Source organism: Nonomuraea sp. NPDC050227, from assembly GCF_044459705.1.
Lineage (GTDB): Bacteria > Actinomycetota > Actinomycetes > Streptosporangiales > Streptosporangiaceae > Nonomuraea.
On the sequence record NZ_JBITJF010000005.1, the window covers coordinates 97329 to 112796 of the forward strand.

General features: G+C 72.1%; 14 protein-coding genes. 6 read left to right on the forward strand and 8 right to left on the reverse strand.

What is annotated here, in order from left to right:
* The first annotated feature begins 49 nt into the window (after positions 1-49).
* The 3 genes from ACIBK9_RS20755 to ACIBK9_RS20765 are packed head-to-tail and all read left to right on the forward strand — an operon-like array spanning position 50 to position 3211.
* Positions 50-1402 (forward strand): extracellular solute-binding protein, encoded by a 1353-nt coding sequence (locus tag ACIBK9_RS20755; protein ID WP_397160312.1) that lies wholly within the window; start codon positions 50-52, stop codon positions 1400-1402.
* Positions 1399-2322: a carbohydrate ABC transporter permease gene (locus ACIBK9_RS20760; RefSeq protein ID WP_387673041.1), complete on the forward strand. Its 924-nt coding sequence runs from the start codon at positions 1399-1401 to the stop codon at positions 2320-2322. Before ACIBK9_RS20755 ends, ACIBK9_RS20760 begins: the two co-directional genes overlap by 4 nt.
* Position 2323: 1 nt before the next feature.
* Entirely contained in the window at positions 2324-3211 is an 888-nt protein-coding gene (locus tag ACIBK9_RS20765; RefSeq protein ID WP_397160314.1) for a carbohydrate ABC transporter permease, read from the forward strand.
* Here the strand turns inward: ACIBK9_RS20765 and ACIBK9_RS20770 are convergent.
* The 5 genes from ACIBK9_RS20770 to ACIBK9_RS20790 form a co-directional block, all read right to left on the reverse strand.
* Positions 3172-4125, reverse strand: a complete 954-nt coding sequence (locus ACIBK9_RS20770) for a lysophospholipid acyltransferase family protein (RefSeq protein ID WP_397160316.1) — start codon at positions 4123-4125, stop codon at positions 3172-3174. The genes ACIBK9_RS20765 and ACIBK9_RS20770 overlap by 40 nt on opposite strands.
* Positions 4122-4838: a GNAT family N-acetyltransferase gene (locus ACIBK9_RS20775; RefSeq protein ID WP_397160318.1), complete on the reverse strand. Its 717-nt coding sequence runs from the start codon at positions 4836-4838 to the stop codon at positions 4122-4124. The genes ACIBK9_RS20770 and ACIBK9_RS20775 overlap by 4 nt, the downstream gene beginning before the upstream one ends.
* 101 nt (positions 4839-4939) lie before the next feature.
* Entirely contained in the window at positions 4940-5944 is a 1005-nt protein-coding gene (locus ACIBK9_RS20780) for a TerC/Alx family metal homeostasis membrane protein (RefSeq protein WP_364336855.1), read from the reverse strand.
* A 274-nt stretch (positions 5945-6218) separates the two neighbouring features.
* A complete protein-coding gene (locus tag ACIBK9_RS20785; RefSeq protein ID WP_397160321.1) occupies positions 6219-6794 on the reverse strand; it encodes an HD family hydrolase in 576 nt (191 codons plus the stop codon).
* A gap of 12 nt (positions 6795-6806) precedes the next feature.
* Positions 6807-7946, reverse strand: coding sequence for a helix-turn-helix domain-containing protein (locus ACIBK9_RS20790; protein ID WP_397160323.1), 1140 nt, complete (start codon positions 7944-7946; stop codon positions 6807-6809).
* A 666-nt stretch (positions 7947-8612) separates the two neighbouring features.
* On the opposite strand from ACIBK9_RS20790, the gene ACIBK9_RS20795 reads away from it, so the two are divergent.
* On the forward strand, positions 8613-9353 hold the full coding sequence (locus tag ACIBK9_RS20795; protein WP_364336853.1) for a lytic polysaccharide monooxygenase: 741 nt from the start codon (positions 8613-8615) through the stop codon (positions 9351-9353).
* Positions 9354-9434: 81 nt separating this feature from the next.
* Positions 9435-10793, forward strand: a complete 1359-nt coding sequence (locus ACIBK9_RS20800; RefSeq protein WP_397160325.1) for a hypothetical protein — start codon at positions 9435-9437, stop codon at positions 10791-10793.
* Positions 10794-10797: 4 nt separating this feature from the next.
* Here ACIBK9_RS20800 and ACIBK9_RS20805 read toward each other — a convergent pair whose 3' ends face one another.
* From ACIBK9_RS20805 to ACIBK9_RS20815, 3 genes are read right to left on the reverse strand one after another with little or no spacing between them, the layout of a single operon-like run.
* On the reverse strand, positions 10798-11268 hold the full coding sequence (locus ACIBK9_RS20805; protein ID WP_397160326.1) for an SRPBCC family protein: 471 nt from the start codon (positions 11266-11268) through the stop codon (positions 10798-10800).
* Positions 11261-11608, reverse strand: coding sequence for an ArsR/SmtB family transcription factor (locus tag ACIBK9_RS20810; protein WP_397160328.1), 348 nt, complete (start codon positions 11606-11608; stop codon positions 11261-11263). The genes ACIBK9_RS20805 and ACIBK9_RS20810 overlap by 8 nt, the downstream gene beginning before the upstream one ends.
* Positions 11609-11642: 34 nt before the next feature.
* Positions 11643-12389 carry an SDR family NAD(P)-dependent oxidoreductase gene (locus tag ACIBK9_RS20815; protein WP_397160330.1) on the reverse strand — a complete coding sequence of 249 codons (747 nt, stop codon included), beginning with the start codon at positions 12387-12389 and terminating at the stop codon, positions 11643-11645.
* Between the two features lie 171 nt (positions 12390-12560).
* Here ACIBK9_RS20815 and ACIBK9_RS20820 point away from each other — a divergent pair, with 171 nt between their 5' ends.
* Positions 12561-15455 carry a M36 family metallopeptidase gene (locus ACIBK9_RS20820; RefSeq protein ID WP_397160332.1) on the forward strand — a complete coding sequence of 965 codons (2895 nt, stop codon included), beginning with the start codon at positions 12561-12563 and terminating at the stop codon, positions 15453-15455.
* The last annotated feature ends 13 nt before the right edge of the window (positions 15456-15468 follow it).

Consider the following 15468-nt stretch of genomic DNA (forward strand, 5'->3'; position numbering starts at 1 on the left):
GGACAACCGAGCCGCGGCCAGGCCACGGCATTCGAGTACGGAGATCAGCGTGGAGACCAGGACAACCTCTCGCCGCACCTTCCTCAGCCTCTCGATGGGGCTGCCCCTGGGAGCCGCGCTCGCCGCCTGCGGCACGTCGGGCCCCACCCGCGCCGGTGGCGGCGGACCGACCGGCGGTGGCGGCGGCGGCGCCAAGGCCACCTACTGGTACCTGTCGGTCGAGCCGCAGGAAGGCGTGCGCCGCCGGGCGATCGAGCGCTTCAACAAGGCCAACCCCAACACCCAGATCGAGGGCACGGCGTTCCAGAACGACGCCTACAAGACCAAGATCAAGACGGCCATCGGCGCCGGCCAGGCCCCCACGCTGATCTGGGGCTGGGGCGGCGGCACGCTGCGCAGCTACGTGCAGGCCGGCCAGGTGGAAGACCTCACGTCCTGGTTCTCCGAGAACGCCGCCGTCAAGGACCGGCTGTTCCCCTCCTCCTTCGGCGCGGCCACCGTGGACGGCAAGATCTACGCGATGCCGTGCGAGACCGTGCAGCCGATCGTCCTGTACTACAACAAGGAGGTGCTGGAGAAGGTCGGCGTGCAGCCGCCGACGACCTGGGGCGAGATCATGGACATCGTGCCCAAGATCAACGCCAAGGGCATCGCGCCGTTCTCGCTCGGCGGCCAGTCGCGCTGGACCAACATGATGTGGCTGGAGTTCCTGTTCGACCGGATCGGCGGCCCCGAGGTGTTCCAGGCGGTGTTCGAGGGCCAGAAGGACGCCTGGTCCCACCCCGCCGCCCTCGACGCCCTGACCAAGATGCAGGACCTGATCAAGGCGAACGGCTTCATCAAGGGCTTCTCCTCCATCACCGCCGACTCCAACGCCGACCAGGCGCTGCTCTACACCGGCAAGGCCGCGATGATGCTGCACGGCGGCTGGACGTACGGCGGCATGAAGAACGACGGCGGCGACTTCGTCCCCGGCGGCCACCTCGGCTACATGAACTTCCCGCCCGTGGACGGCGGCAAGGGCGACCCGAGCAACACCGTCGGCAACCCCGGCCAGTACCTGTCGATCTCCGCCAAGGCCACCCCCGAGCAGAAGGAGATCGCCAAGAAGTTCTTCACCAGCGGCGTGCTCGACCAGACCGAGGTCAAGGAGTGGGCGGACACGGGGGCCGTGCCGATCGTCAAGGGCGCCGACGCGGCCTTCGCCTCCTCCCCCGACGCCGAGTTCCTGAAGTTCGTCTACGGCATCGCCAGCAACGCCAAGACCTTCGCCCAGTCGTGGGACCAGGCGCTCAGCCCGACCGCCGCCGAGGTGCTGCTGGACAACATCGCCAAGCTGTTCCAGCTGTCCATCTCGCCGCAGCAGTTCCAGACGAACATGAACGCGGTCATCGGCAAGTGAGCGTGATCCCGATCCCCGCCGGGCGGCGGGCGCCGGCGGCGGCCGGGCGAGGGGGCCGCGGCGCCCTCGCCTGGCTGGCCGTCCCGGCGTTGCTGCTCTTCGTCGCCTTCGGCGTGATCCCGCTGATCGGGGTCCTCGTCCTCAGCTTCACCTCCTGGGACGGGCTGGGCGACATCGGCTTCGCCGGCCTGTCGAGCTGGCAGGCCGTGCTCGCCGACCCCGGGCTGCCGCACGCACTATGGGTGACGTTCCTGGTGATGGCCGCGTCCTGGGCGGTGCAGACGCCGGCCAGCATCCTGCTCGGGGTGTTCCTGGCCGGTCGGCAGCGCTACCGGGCCGTGCTGTCGGTGTTCTACTTCATCCCGCTGCTGCTCAGCTCGGCCGCCATCGCCATCACCTACAAGGCGCTGCTCGACCCGAACTTCGGGCTCGGCGCCGGGCTCGGCCTCGACCTGCTGGCCCAGGACTGGCTGGGCGAGCCCGTCCTCGCCTTCAGCGTGGTGATCTTCGTGGTGTCGTGGCAGTTCATCCCGTTCCACTCGCTGATCTACCAGGGCGGCGTGCGGCAGATCCCGCGCTCGATGTACGAGGCCGCCCAGCTCGACGGCGCGGGCCGGGTGCGCACGTTCTTCAGCATCACGCTGCCGCAGCTCAAGTACACGATCATCACGTCCTCGACGCTGATGGTGGTCGGGTCGCTGACGTTCTTCGACCTGATCTTCGTGCTGACCGCGGGCGGGCCCGGCGACGCCACCCGGGTGCTCGCCCTGGACATGTACAAGCGGGGGTTCCAGGCCAACCTGATGGGCCCGGCCAGCGCGATCGCGGTCATCCTCGTCCTCGTGGGCCTGGCGCTGGCGCTGCTGCTGCGCCGCCTGGGCGGCCGCGACGCCTCGGCGAGCCAGCTGGAAGGGGCCTGACATGGCGACGACGCTGACCAAGCCGGCGCGGCGGGCCGCCGGGGCGTCCCGGTCGGCGGGCGGCGGCCCGGCCGCCGCCCGCCGCAACTGGGTGGCCGGGGTCGCCGGGTGGATCTGGCTGGCGATCGTGGTGGTGCCGATCTACTGGATCGTCATCACCAGCTTCAAGGAGCAGAGCTCCTACTACGCCTCCAACCCGCTCGCGCCGCCGGCGGAGCCGACGCTGGGGGCCTACCGGCTGGTGCTGGAGTCGGACTTCGCCCTGTACTTCTTGAACAGCCTCCTCGTCACCCTCGGCGCGGTGATCCCGGCCGTCGGGGTGTCGTTCATGGCGGCGTACGCGATCGTGCGCGGCGGCGGGCGGTTCCTGCGCGGGGTGAACTCGCTGTTCCTGATGGGGCTGGCGATCCCGCTCCAGGCCACGATCATCCCGATCTACCTGATCATCATCCGGCTGCACCTGTACGACTCGCTGCTGGGCATGATCCTGCCCTCCATCGCGTTCGCGATCCCGCTGTCGGTGCTGGTGCTGTCCAACTTCATCAGGGACGTGCCCAAGGAGCTGTTCGAGTCGATGCGGCTGGACGGCGCCACCGACTGGGGCATGCTCTGGCGGCTGACCTTCCCGCTGACCCGTCCGGCCGTGGTGACGGTGACGATCTACAACGCGCTGACGATCTGGAACGGCTTCCTGCTGCCGCTGATCCTGACCCAGAGCCCGGACAAGCGCACGCTGCCGCTGGCGTTGTGGACGTTCCAGGGCCAGTACAGCGTGAACGTGCCCGCCGTGCTCGCCTCGGTCGTCCTGACCACGCTGCCCATCCTGATCCTCTACGTGGTGGGCCGCCGTCAGCTGCTCAGCGGGCTGACCGCGGGCTTCGGCAAGTGAGCGGCGGTCCTCCCCCGCGTGGGAGGACCGTCCATCGCGGCGCGTACCAGGGCCTCGGCGTCCCTGGCCAGGGCGGCCCGCGCCCGCTGCCGGCCGGCCGGCGGCGCGGCGCGCAGGGGGGCCAGCAGGCGCACCTCGACGGCCAGCCGCCGGGTCGCGGCCACCCGGAGCACCGAGGCGAGCAGCGAGTCCTCGCCCACGTAGCAGGCGCGGGTCGAGGGCCGGCCGTCCTCGCGGTAGCGCAGCGTGGCGGGCCGTACGGCGGCGCCCGCGTCGATCGCCGCCTGGAACAGCGCCGGCCGGAAGTCGCCCATGCCGAGCCCGCACCACGTGGTGCCCTCGGGGAAGGCCACGACGGTGTCGCCCGCCCGCAGCGCCCCGGCCACGGCGGCGACCGCCGACGGCAGCGCGGACAGGCGTTCCCTGTCGATGAACAGCGCGCCCGAGCCCGCGGCCAGCGTCCGGACGACCGGCCAGGCGGCGATCTCCCGCTTGGCCAGCGGGCGCGCGGGCACCGCGGCCGCGACGACCAGCGGGTCCAGCCACGACACGTGATTCGCCACGACCAGCACCCCGGCCTCCCCACCTCCCCCCGAACCCGCGGCCCCGGCCCCGACCCCGGCCCCGACCCCGGCCATGGTCGGCGGCCGGGGCGCCTCCGCCGGATCCTCGGCGACGAGGTCCAGGTGGATGCCCAGGGCGCGCAGCAGGAGCCGGGCCCACCTTCCGGTGACGCGCGCCCGCACGTCCGGGCGGGCGTGGCGGAACGCCAGCGCCACCGGCACCCCGGCCAGCACCACCAGGGCCGCCGCGAGCAGCCGCAGCGCCCGGCGCACCGCCCCCGCGCCGACGACCGCCGCCCCCACGCACATGTCCGGCGTGCACGGGCCCGTACGCAGCCAGGGGCCGGTCACGGCGTCCCGCCCAGGAAGTGACGCAGGTAGCGGGTGTTCGCCTGGGCCATCGAGAGCAGCACGAAGAAGTCGGCCGTGCCGAAGTCCCGGTCGTGCGCGGGCGGCCCGCACACCCACGCGCCCAGCCGCAGGTAGCCGCGGAGCAGCGCGGGCGGCACGAACCGGTCGGAGCGCGGCGCGCCGTCGGCCGCCCAGGGCGCGTGCGGCGTGACCCGGTGCTCCTCGGGGCCGAGCGGCACCCGTCCGGCCACCCCGGCCGCCAGCGCGCCGCCGTCGTCGAGCGGCACCGAGCAGCAGCCCGCCAGCCACTGGTGGCCGCCGCTCACCATGTACCGGGCGATCCCGGCCCACATCAGCGCGACCACCGCGCCGTCCCGGTGGTCCGGGTGCACGGTGGTACGTCCCGCTTCGACCAGGTTGCTGCGGATGGGGGCGAGGGCGCGCAGGTCGAACTCGCCGTCGGAGTAGAGCCGGTCGGACCGCCCCGGCGGCAGCAGCCGGTACGTCCCCACCACCCGCCGCCCCTCCCGCACCAGGAGGTGGTCGCAGTAGGCGTCGAACCGGTCCACGTCGAGGCCGGAGACCGGGCTGTCGAGCCGCGCCCCCATCTCCTCGGCGAAGACCTCGTACCGCAGCCGCTGGGCCGCCTGGAGGTCGGCGGGGCTCGTGGCCATGCCGACCGTGTACCGGCTCGTGTCAAGAGAGATCGTCATGGGCGCGGGGTCCTTCCCTGAAAGCGTCTCGCGACCATGTCGTCATGCCGACATGACGGCCGGCTCTCGCGTCGGGGGCACCCAGGCGTCGGAGCGGTGAACTAGCTCGCGGCCTCCTTCTCGCGGTCGCGGCGGTTGGCGTACAGGCTGGTCAGGGTGACCGTGGTCAGGACGGCGACGATCACGCCGAGCGAGGCGAGCGTCGGGATCTGCGGCATCCAGTCCCAGACGCCGTGCGCCCAGTGCAGCATGAGCTTGACCCCGATGAAGGCCAGGATGACGCTCAGCCCGTGGTTGAGGTGGCGCAGCTTGGCCAGGACGCCCTGCAGCACGAAGTACAGCGCCCGCAGGCCCATCAGCGCGAAGGCGTTGGTGGCGAAGACCAGGAACGGGTCCTCGGTCACGCCGTACACGGCCGGCACGGAGTCCACGGCGAAGACGATGTCCGTGCCCAGGACGGCGACGGCGGCCAGGGCCAGCGGCGTCAGGGCCAGCCGGCCGCCCTCGCGCACGGCCAGCCGGGAGCCGCGGTAGTCGTCGGTGACCGGCACGAACCGGCGCACCAGCCGGACGCTGCGCATGGAGGAGATGTCCACCTGCTGCTCGTGGCCGCCGAGCACGTCCTTGAGGATCTTCCCGGCGGTGACGATGAGGATCGCGCCGAACAGCAGGAACGCCCACGTGCCGCTCTGCAGGGCGGCGGCGCCGAGCCAGATGAAGATGCCGCGCAGGACGAGCGCCCCGACGATCCCGTACAGCAGGACCTGCCGGGCCAGCGCGGGCGGGACGGCGAAGGCGGCCAGCAGCAGCATGAAGACGAACAGGTTGTCCACCGACAACGACTTCTCCACCACGAACCCGGTGAAGAACTCCACGGCGACGCCGCCGCCGTGGTCCGCCCACAGGTAGAAGCCGAAGATCACCGGCAGCACCAGGTAGAACACCGACCAGCCGGCCGCCTCGCGCATGCGGACCTCGTGCGGGCGCCTGGTCAGGAGAAGATCCAGCGCCAGCAGCAGCACGAGCCCGGCGATCGCGACCAGCCAGAGGGTGGGCGTGGCGATGGTGGTCAGGGCGGGGGCAGCCTGCAATGTGCCCGGGGGCATGGGTCCTCCTCGAACGCGCGTCATCGTTCGAGGTCTCCTTCGCCCGTGCGCCGATCGCGCGGGCGGCCGCCCGGGGACGTCTGGGACGTCCGTACTGACCGGGCCGGCGCTTGCGAAGTACTCCCCTCGGCACCCTCAGCCTAGGCGAAGTCACGACATGTCACCACCTGTTGGCCGGTCCCCATCCGCGACAGCTGCGAGAGCGCAGGCCCAAGGCATGGTCTGCACCTGCTCTCCATGGGTATGCGTCTCAGTCCGGTGAGCGCCGGGTGGCTCAATCTCCGTTGAGCACGCGCGTCATCCACTCCAGCGATCCCGTGCTGAGCACCTCGTCCGCGAGGCGCTTCGCGGACGCCGTCCGTAGCGCGGCGAGCGAGCTGTCGATCCACGGCTGGACGTTCTGGTACCCCTGCTCGCGGTACTCGACGGCCTGCATCAGGCATTCGAGCTTGTCGGCGTCACGAGCACAGACGGCCTCAAGGCTGGTCTTCCCCTCGTACTCACCGACCGCGCCGCCCAGCATCTCCGCGACCGGCTCCGGAAGGCCGCGTACCTGGTCGGCGGTGACCTCCTCGTTCTGCGCCGCCGCCAAGTAACGCTTGCCGACGTAGGGAATGTCGGTGACACGGGTTTCCTGGGTGTCGTGGAACAGGCTCATGAACGCCGCGCGCTCGGGGTTGCCGCCCTCCAGAGCCGTGATCACACTCGCGATGATCGCTGTCCGGAAGGAGTGATCGGCGATGCTCTCAGGGTCACGCACCCCCGCGACCAGCCAGCCTGTGCGCTTGTAGCGCTTGAGCAGTCCGATCTCGTACAGCAGGCCCGTCAACCTCGCCAGTTCCTCCGCCATGGAAGTCCCTTCTCACCCTCGGTGGATCATGCGCAGAGCGTAGATGACCGCCTCCAGCTCGCGCTGGGACTGTGCTGACGCGATGGCCTCGTCCAGGGTGCGGGCAGCCGCGTCCCTGAGGGCGTCCACGGTCTGACTGTCCAAGGTCGAGGGGCGCAGCATGACCAGCGCCCACAGTGTGTGGGCCACCACGTCGAGGTAAGGATTCGCGGAGTTCAGCTTGCCGGTCAAATGCCGGAGGAGCTCGGTCCCGCGCCACACATCCGGTCTCAGCTCGATCATGAACGTGTCCGCCGACTGGGGTTCGCCCACCTCCCCGAGCCAGTAGGCCCAGTAGTTGAGGTTGGCCACCTCGCAGACCTCGTCGGCCAGATGGACGCGGATGAAGTGCTGCAACCCCTCGCGGTCGCCGATCCTGGCCAGCGAGTGGGCGCCGGACCGGACAACGGCCCATGACGGCGTCCACCCGGCCGCCCGGCTCATCCGACGTTCTTCGGCGCGCTGCATCGTTGTGAGCCAGTCCGCGGTGTCCGCGGTGTCGTCGAAGCCGGCGACATAGTGGGCCTGGCGGCGCAGCAACATGCCGTCCGCCCGGCCCGCGTCAGCACGCTCGGCCACTACCTTCAGGTGCTCGAAGAAGTGCGCGCGTTCGTCGGGCAGAAGCGAAGGTGAGGTGGCCACGGGCCCCCGGCGGCCGGTCCCCCGCGCGGCTCCCGCCATGGTTGACGGTGCCGTCCTGGTGAACGGCCAGGCCACGAGGTCGGTGAACGGACGTGTGATCACCCATGAGGCCAGTGGATGATCTTCGGTCCGGGCCTTCCCCGGCTCGGTGCCGAGCACGTAGCCGACGAACCGATCGGCTTCAAGGGCCATGTCCAATTGGAAGAGCAGACGCGCTCGGATGCCGAGCCGCAGGAGCCAGTGCCGCAACGACAGATACGTCCCTGTGGAGATCGCCATCAGCGGGCGGCGTCCGGATTCCCAACCCTGAATCGTCGTGACGTCCAGACCGAGAAGTTCGGCGAACCGTTCCTGGGTCGTCCCGGTGGACTCACGGATGACCTTGAGCACATAGCCGGAGATCCGGCCCTCCCGGCCGTGCTCGGCATTGCCCCGACCGGCTGTCAGGGTTCCCACGCCCTGGGAGGTCATGGCAGGAGCCACCGCCGTCCGCACTCGTACTTCCGGTCAGTTCTGCGACGTCCGCGCTGTTCATAGCGTTGCCACCAGCACGACAAGCCGATCCAGCGTAGCTCGCAAGGGGCTGGCGCGACCGACTTCTTCAGGTGGATCAATGGAATCATCACTCGGGACGAAGACCGTCAGGGGCACCGATAGCGCAGAAGACCGGCAGACGGCTCTATGCCGTCCACAGCACGTGATGCACTGTGTTCCCGTCTGACAAGTGCCTGAGCCCTCACGTCCCCCCCGCTCAGCACGGTCATACTCGGCTGCGGTGGCACAAGCCGTACCGGACGCTCGTACGAACGCGTCCGGTGGCCTGGACCTGCTTCTGCCAGGCCACCGTCTACGAACTGTGCGAGGGCGGCGGGCAGGCGTTCCTGCGGCGAACCGTCCACCTCAAGGGCAAGCCCGAAGTGCACGAGACCTCTCTTCGCTCGATCCGTGCAACTGCGGCGATCTGGACGGAATTGCTGTCCGGGCGAGCCCGATAGGCAGGGCGGGGCGCGCACTTCACGGGCCCGACAGCGTCACACCAGTCTGACTGCGGGACGGAAAAGCGCTGACTGTGCCATTTACCGTTAGGAAACTTTCCTTTATATTTGGGACTATCCCCCAGCATGAAGGAACGGTGACATGCGCAGAGTATGGACCTTCTTAGCCATGGCGGCGGTCTCCGTCGCCACCGTCGTCGCGCTCTCCCCGCCGGCCTCGGCGCACGGTTACATCTCCGACCCGCCCAGCCGCCAGGCCAACTGCGCGGCCGGCAAGGTCAAGAACTGCGGCCAGATCATCTGGGAGCCGCAGAGCGTCGAGGGCCCGAAGGGCCTGCGCAACTGCAGCGGCGGCGACGCCCGGTGGGCCCCGCTGGACGACGACAGCAAGGCCTGGCCCGCCGCGTCCGTCGGCGACACGGTCAACTTCAAGTGGCTCATCGAGGCCCGGCACGCCACCAGCACATGGGACTACTACGTCGGCAGCACCCGGATCGCCTCGTTCAACGACCACGGCAGGGAACCGGGCGCGACGGTGACGCACACGGTCAGCCTGGGCGGCCGGACCGGGCGCATCAAGCTGCTGGCCATCTGGAACATCGCCGACACGGAGAACGCCTTCTACAACTGCGTCGACCTCCAGGTGGGCCCCGGCGGCCCGACGCCGACCCCCACCGCCACCCCGACGCCGACCCCCACGCCCACCCCGACCCCCACGGTGACCCCGACCCAGGGCCCGACCGGCAACTGGACGGCGGGCACCGCGTACAAGTCGGGTGACCAGGTGGTCTACAACAACGTCACCTACCGCTGCCTCCAGCCGCACACGGCGCTGCCCGGCTGGGAGCCGCCGAACGTGCCCGCCCTGTGGCAACGGGTGTGATCGTCTAGCTCCGGTGCACGGGGGCGGTGCGGTCGGCCATGATGGACGGGCCGGCCGCACCCCCCTTCCGGAAGGACGCCGATGAAGCGACTTCTCCTCGCCCTCGGCGTCGTCGCCGGGGTGGCGGCGGCCGTCTGGGGCGCCGTCCTGGTGCTGTCCGCGACGGCCGATCCGGCGCCGGCCAGGCAGCGATTGGCCGTCGCCCCGCTGGTGGTGCGGGACAGCGTGATCACCGACGGCGGCGGCCAGGTCGTCGAGAAGCTCGCCGCCGACTGCGCGGCCAGCCGCCACCCCGCCTTCTGCCGCCGGGTGCACGACGAGCTGACCGCGATCGATCCGCGGCTGCTCACCCGGGGCGGCCTGGTCGTGGCCACCGCGCTCGATCCGCGGGCTCAGCAGGCGGCGCAACGGGCCGTCGAGGCGCGGGTCCGCCCGGGTGACGCGCCCGTCGCCGTCGAGGCCATGGTGGCGCCCGGCAGCGGCGAGATCAGGGCGCTGGCCGCCAGCCGCGGCGACGGCGCGCACGCCCTGTCGCAGGGCTCCACGGCGATGGCGTACACGCTGGCGGCGGCGCTGTCCGGCGGCTTCCGGTACGACGACGGCTTCCCCCGCGCCCGCTCCTTCCAGGCCACCGGCTACAACTCCTTCACCAACTGCAAGGGCGAGAACGTCGGCGACCCCACTCACACGGTCATCGGCCCCGGCGGCGAGGACGGCGGCGCGTTCACCACCCTGCGGTCGGCCGCCCGCGCCGTGCCGAACCCCTTCTTCCTGCGGCTGGAGGAGCGGGTCGGCCTCTGCCAGACCGTGCGCACGGCGCAGCGGCTCGGCCTCGCCCGCCGCGACGGGACACCGCTGCAGGAGTACGAGACGTTCACGCTCGGCATCAACGAGGCGGACACCGTCACCGTCGCCGCCACCTACGCCACGCTGGCCGCCCACGGCCTGCGCTGCGCGCCGAGAGCGGTCAAGGAGGTCCGCGACGGCTCCGGCAAGGTGCTGCACGCCCTCGGCCCCCGATGCGAGCAGGTTCTGGACGCGGCCGTCGCCGACGCGGTGACCGGCCTGCTGCGGACCGGCGGCCTCGGCCGGGACGCGGCGGCCCTGGCGGGCAGGATCCCCGACTTCGAGTCGGCCTGGTACGCCGGTTACACCCCCGACCTGGCCGCCGCCGTCAGCCTCGGGTTCCCCGACGAGTCCGAGCCCCGCACTTCCCCCGACGGGTCCCAGCGGCGCCCGCCCACCGCCGGGCGCGATCGGCCCACGCTCACCGGCCTGACCGTCGGCGGACGCCGCTACGACACCGTGGACGGCGCCACCATCCCCGGCCCCATCTGGCGGGCCTCGATGGCCGAGGCGCTGCGCGGGGCGCCGAAGTCCCGCTTCCCGGAGCCGGACGAAGCCCGCTTCGGCGGCTGCCGGCTGGCCTGCCCGCAGTGAGGCGTCAGCGCGCTCCCAGCAGCTCGGCCAGCCGGTCCATGGACTGGGCGCCGCCCTTGGGACCGTCGGCGCGGACGATGGCGTCGCGCGCCTCGACGGACGGGTGCACCGACCGGGCCACGTACCGGGTACGGCCGCCGGCCTCCTCCAGCCGGACGGTCTCCAGGGCCACCTCGCCGGGCGTGCCCTCGAACTCCCACGTGCGCACGTACCGCTCCGGCGGCACGACCGCGTGGTAGACGCCGCCGAAGGCGTACTCCCGGCCGCGGGCGTCGGTGTTGACGAAGCGCCACCGGCCGCCCGGCGCGACCTCCATGGCGTCCACCCGGGTGTCCAGCCAGTGGGGGCCCCACCAGCGCGGGATCAGCGCCGGGTCGGTCACGACCCGGAACACGACGTCCCTGGGGGCGTCGAAGGTCCGGATCATGATGATGTCCTGGCGGCCGGGTTCGATGACGAATTCGGTCTCAGCCATGGTCACGTCCTTCCTCGCTGTGCCGGAGCTTGCTGATCTCCTGGTCGAGCCGGTCGAAGCTGCCGGTCCAGCGTTCGCGGTAGCGGTCGATCCACGCGGAGGCGCCCTCCAGGGGCTCCGTCTCCAGGCGGCACGGACGCCACTGCGCGTCGCGTCCGCGGCTGATCAGCCCGGCCCGCTCCAGCACCTTCAGGTGCTTGGACACGGCCTGCAGGCTCATCTCGAAGGGCTCGGCCAGCTCGTTGACCGTCGCCTCGCCGTCGGCCAGCCGGGCGAGGATGGCCCGCCGGGTGGGGTCGGCCAGGGCGGCGAAGGTGAGGCTGAGCTGGTCGTCGGGCATCGGTGCGTACGTTCCTTCCTGGGCGGTCCCGACCCTAATGGTCCACGATCGCGCCGCAGGAGACGTTCACGGTCGCCGACGTCATGGTCCGGGCCCGGTCGGAGGCGACGAACGCCGCCACGTCGCCCACGTCGGCGAGGGTGGCGAGGCGGCCGAGCAGGGTGGGCTCGCGCAGCTCCGCCTCCAGCGCGGCCTTGCCGGGGAACGAGTCGGGGATGCTCTCCGGCACGCCGCCGGTGATCAGGGTGACCACGCGCACGCCCTGCGCCCCGGCTTCGCACGCCCACTGGCGGCGGATGCCCTCCATGGTGTCCAGCGACACCTTGAACCCGCCCAGCCCCGGCTGCGTCTGCGGCCCGCCGCCGCCGAACAGCAGGACGACCCCCGAACCGGCCATGTGCCGCACGGCGGCCCTGATGGTGAGGAACTGGGTGCGCGCGGCGACCTGGATCGGCCGCAGGAAGTCCTCGACGGAGATCTCGGCCAGCGGGCGCTGCACGTCCTGGACGGAGACGGCGTTGAACGAGACGTCGATGCGGCCCTCGCGGGCGGCCACCGAGCCGGTGAACGCGTCGACGGCCTGCTCGTCCAGCGCGTCGACGAGGGCGGTCTCCGCCGTGCCGCCGGCCGCGCGGATGTCGTCGGCGACCTTGTCGAGCGGGGCCCGGGTGCGGCCGGCCAGGAAGACGCGGGCGCCCTCGCGGGCGAAGGCGCGGGCCACCGCGCCGCCGATCGAGCCGCCGCCGCCGTAGACCACCGCGACCTTTTCTCGGAGAAGCATCTCTTCCTCCTTGTTCAACCCATTGGTTTATCAACCTATAGGTTGAATACGCGACGGTGTCAAGAACTGGACAGTCCTGGAGGCTTTATCCGATCTTGTCAGGACTCCGGGGCGGTGTTACCTCTGACGGGACGGGCGTCAACCGCGCGTCTTCCGTTCCCAGGAGGAACCGTGTCCACCAGACCCTGGTTACGCAGCGCCGTGATCGCCCTCGCGGTCACCGCCTCTGCCCTGCCCCTGACCGGCGCCGCGCGGGGCGAACCCGGCGGGCAGGCCCCGATCGTCCACGACTTCCAGGCCGAGCAGCACGGCAGGCCGGACCTGGACAACCGGCAGGGCCGCGTCCCGCCGCCCGCCGGGCTCGGCGCGCGGGCCGCCGGCGCGGACATCCGCTGGAACGCCCTCGGCACCCCCGCCGTGGTCACCGGCGCCGCGCCGCTCGCCGAGGGCCTGGGCGAGGACCCCGAACGGGCCGCCCGCGCCTACCTGGCCGCCAACGAGCCGCTGTTCGGCCTGTCGGCGGAGGAGGTCGCCGGGCTGGAGAAGGTCGCGGTCAACCCCCTCGGCGCCGGTCACGCCGTGCTCCTGCGCCAGCGGTTCGGCGGGCTGCCGGCCGGGGTGGACGGGCTCGTCGCGGTCGGCGTCGTGCGGGGGAAGGTGCGCCACGTGACCTCCTCGCTCGCCCGCGGGCAGGCCGTGCCCCCGGCCGCCGCGATCAGCGAGGCGCGGGCCCTGGAGATCGCGGCCCGCGACGGTGGCGTGGACCTGGCCACGGCGACGACGAAGCAGGTCACGAAGGTGGCCGTGCCCGCGCCCGACGGCGTGCACAGCGCGTACCAGGTGGTGCTGATCGGCGGCGGGAAGGGCGAGGCGGCGGCGTACACCACCCACGTGGACGCGGTCACCGGCGGCATCCTCACCCGCGAGAACCTGGTCGACCACTTCGACCCGGAGAACCCGCGCTGGGCGGCCTTCCCGGCCAGCCCGCCCGGCGACTACTCCGCCACCGACACCCGGCGGACCTGGTGCCAGGCGGCCGGGCCGGGCTGCGACCTCGCCACCGGCGGCGACCCGGCGACCGGCCGCGCCTGGGACGTGGACCACGCCACCGGCGCGCCGACCCACACCAGCGCGGGCAACGCCGCCCGGACGTACGAGAACCGCGCGAACGGCGACCCGTTCACCGTCGGCACCCGCGCGAACGCCCCCTCCCCCGACCGCGACTACGTCTATCCGTGGCGCAACACCTGGCACCAGGCCAAGTGCGACCCGGCGACGTTCGACCAGCCGGGCGAGGCGGACCTGGAGGCCGCCATCGCCAACCTCAACGCCATGCACAACCGCATGCACGACTGGTCCTACCGGCTCGGCTTCACCGAGTCCGCCTGGAACATGCAGGTGGACAACGGCGACCGCGGCGGGCTCGGCAACGACCCCGAGCTGGGCAACGCCCAGGCCGGCGCACGCGTGGCGTCGGTGCGCGACAACGCCAACCAGATCACCGGCCCCGACGGCGTCGCCCCGATCACCAACATGTACCTGTGGCAGCCGATCGCCGGCTCGTTCTACTCCCCCTGCGTGGACGGCGACTACGACATGTCGGTCATCGGCCACGAGTACAGCCACGCCATCTCCGGCCGCATGATCGCCGGCCCGACCGCCGGCTGGAGCGGCGCGCAGGCGGGCGCCATGAACGAGAGCACCTCCGACCTGTTCGCCATGGAGTACCTGGACGAGTACGGCTTCCGCTCCTCCGGCGCGACCCCGTACGTGATCGGCCCGTACGTCACGGGCGACCGGACGCGCGGCATCCGCAACTACGACATGTCCAGGTCGCCGCTGAACTACAGCGACCTCGCCTACGACCTGGTCGGCACGCAGGTGCACGCCGACGGCGAGATCTGGACCGCCACCCAGTTCGACGTCCGCGAGGCGTTCGTCAAGCGGTACGGCAAGGGCACGCCGGCCCGGCAGCGCGACTGCGCCGACGGCAAGGTGGCGGTGGACCGGTGCCCGGGCAACCGGCGGTGGGCGCAGCTCTCGTACGACGCCCTGCTGCTGATGGCCTCCGGCGCGGTCAGCTACGTCGACCACCGGGACGCGATCCTGGCCGCCGACGCCATCCGCTTCGACGGCGCGAACCAGGACATCCTGTGGCGGGCGTTCGCCGAGCACGGCCTGGGCAAGGGCGCGGCCAGCAACGGCCCGAACGACCCCGACCCGACGCCGAGCTTCGTCGACCCTGCGGGCCGCAACGGCTCGCTCCAGCTCAAGCCGCTGGGCGAGGCCAGGGACGCGGCCCTGCGGCTCTACGTGGGCGACTACGAGGGCCGCGCGGTGCCGGTCGCCGACACCGATCCGGCCACGCCGCTGGGCGACACCGTCGAGATGACGCCGGGCACGTACCGGTTCGTGGTGGCGGGCGCCGGGTTCGGGCACGCGCGGCTGACGTTCCCGGTGGTGGCCGGGGCCAGGCTGCCGCTCCCGCTGCCGCTGCCGCGCAACCTCGCCTCGGCCGCGGCGGGCGCGACGGCCGCCGGCGACGGCGTCAACCAGGCCCGGCTGATCGACGACACCGAGGCCACGAACTGGGCCTCGCGCACCGGCGCGCCGGCCGGCCGGTCGGTCGTCGTGGACCTGGCGGGCGACCGCCCGGTCACGGTGCGCAGGGTCCAGGTGAGCGCGATGCTCCGGCCCGACGTCGGCGACGCCGCCGATCCGGGCGGGCAGAACAGGTTCTCGGCGCTGCGCGCGTTCGAGGTGCTGGCCTGCGCCGCGAACTGCGCCGACCCGGCGAGCTTCAGGAAGGTCTACACCAGCCCGGCGGACGCCTTCGACGCCACGCTGCCCCGGCCGCGCGGCGCGGACCTGCTGGTGCGCTCCTTCCGGGTGCCGCCGACCAGCGCCACCCACCTGATGCTGCGGGTGGTCAGCAGCCAGTGCACCGGCAACCCGCGCTACGCGGGCGAGCAGGACGCCGACCCCGGCTCCGCGACCGACTGCGCCACGGCGAGCCCGGCGCGCGAGCAGGTGCGGGCGGCGGAGTTCCAGGCGTACGCCCACTGACCCGCCGGCGGGC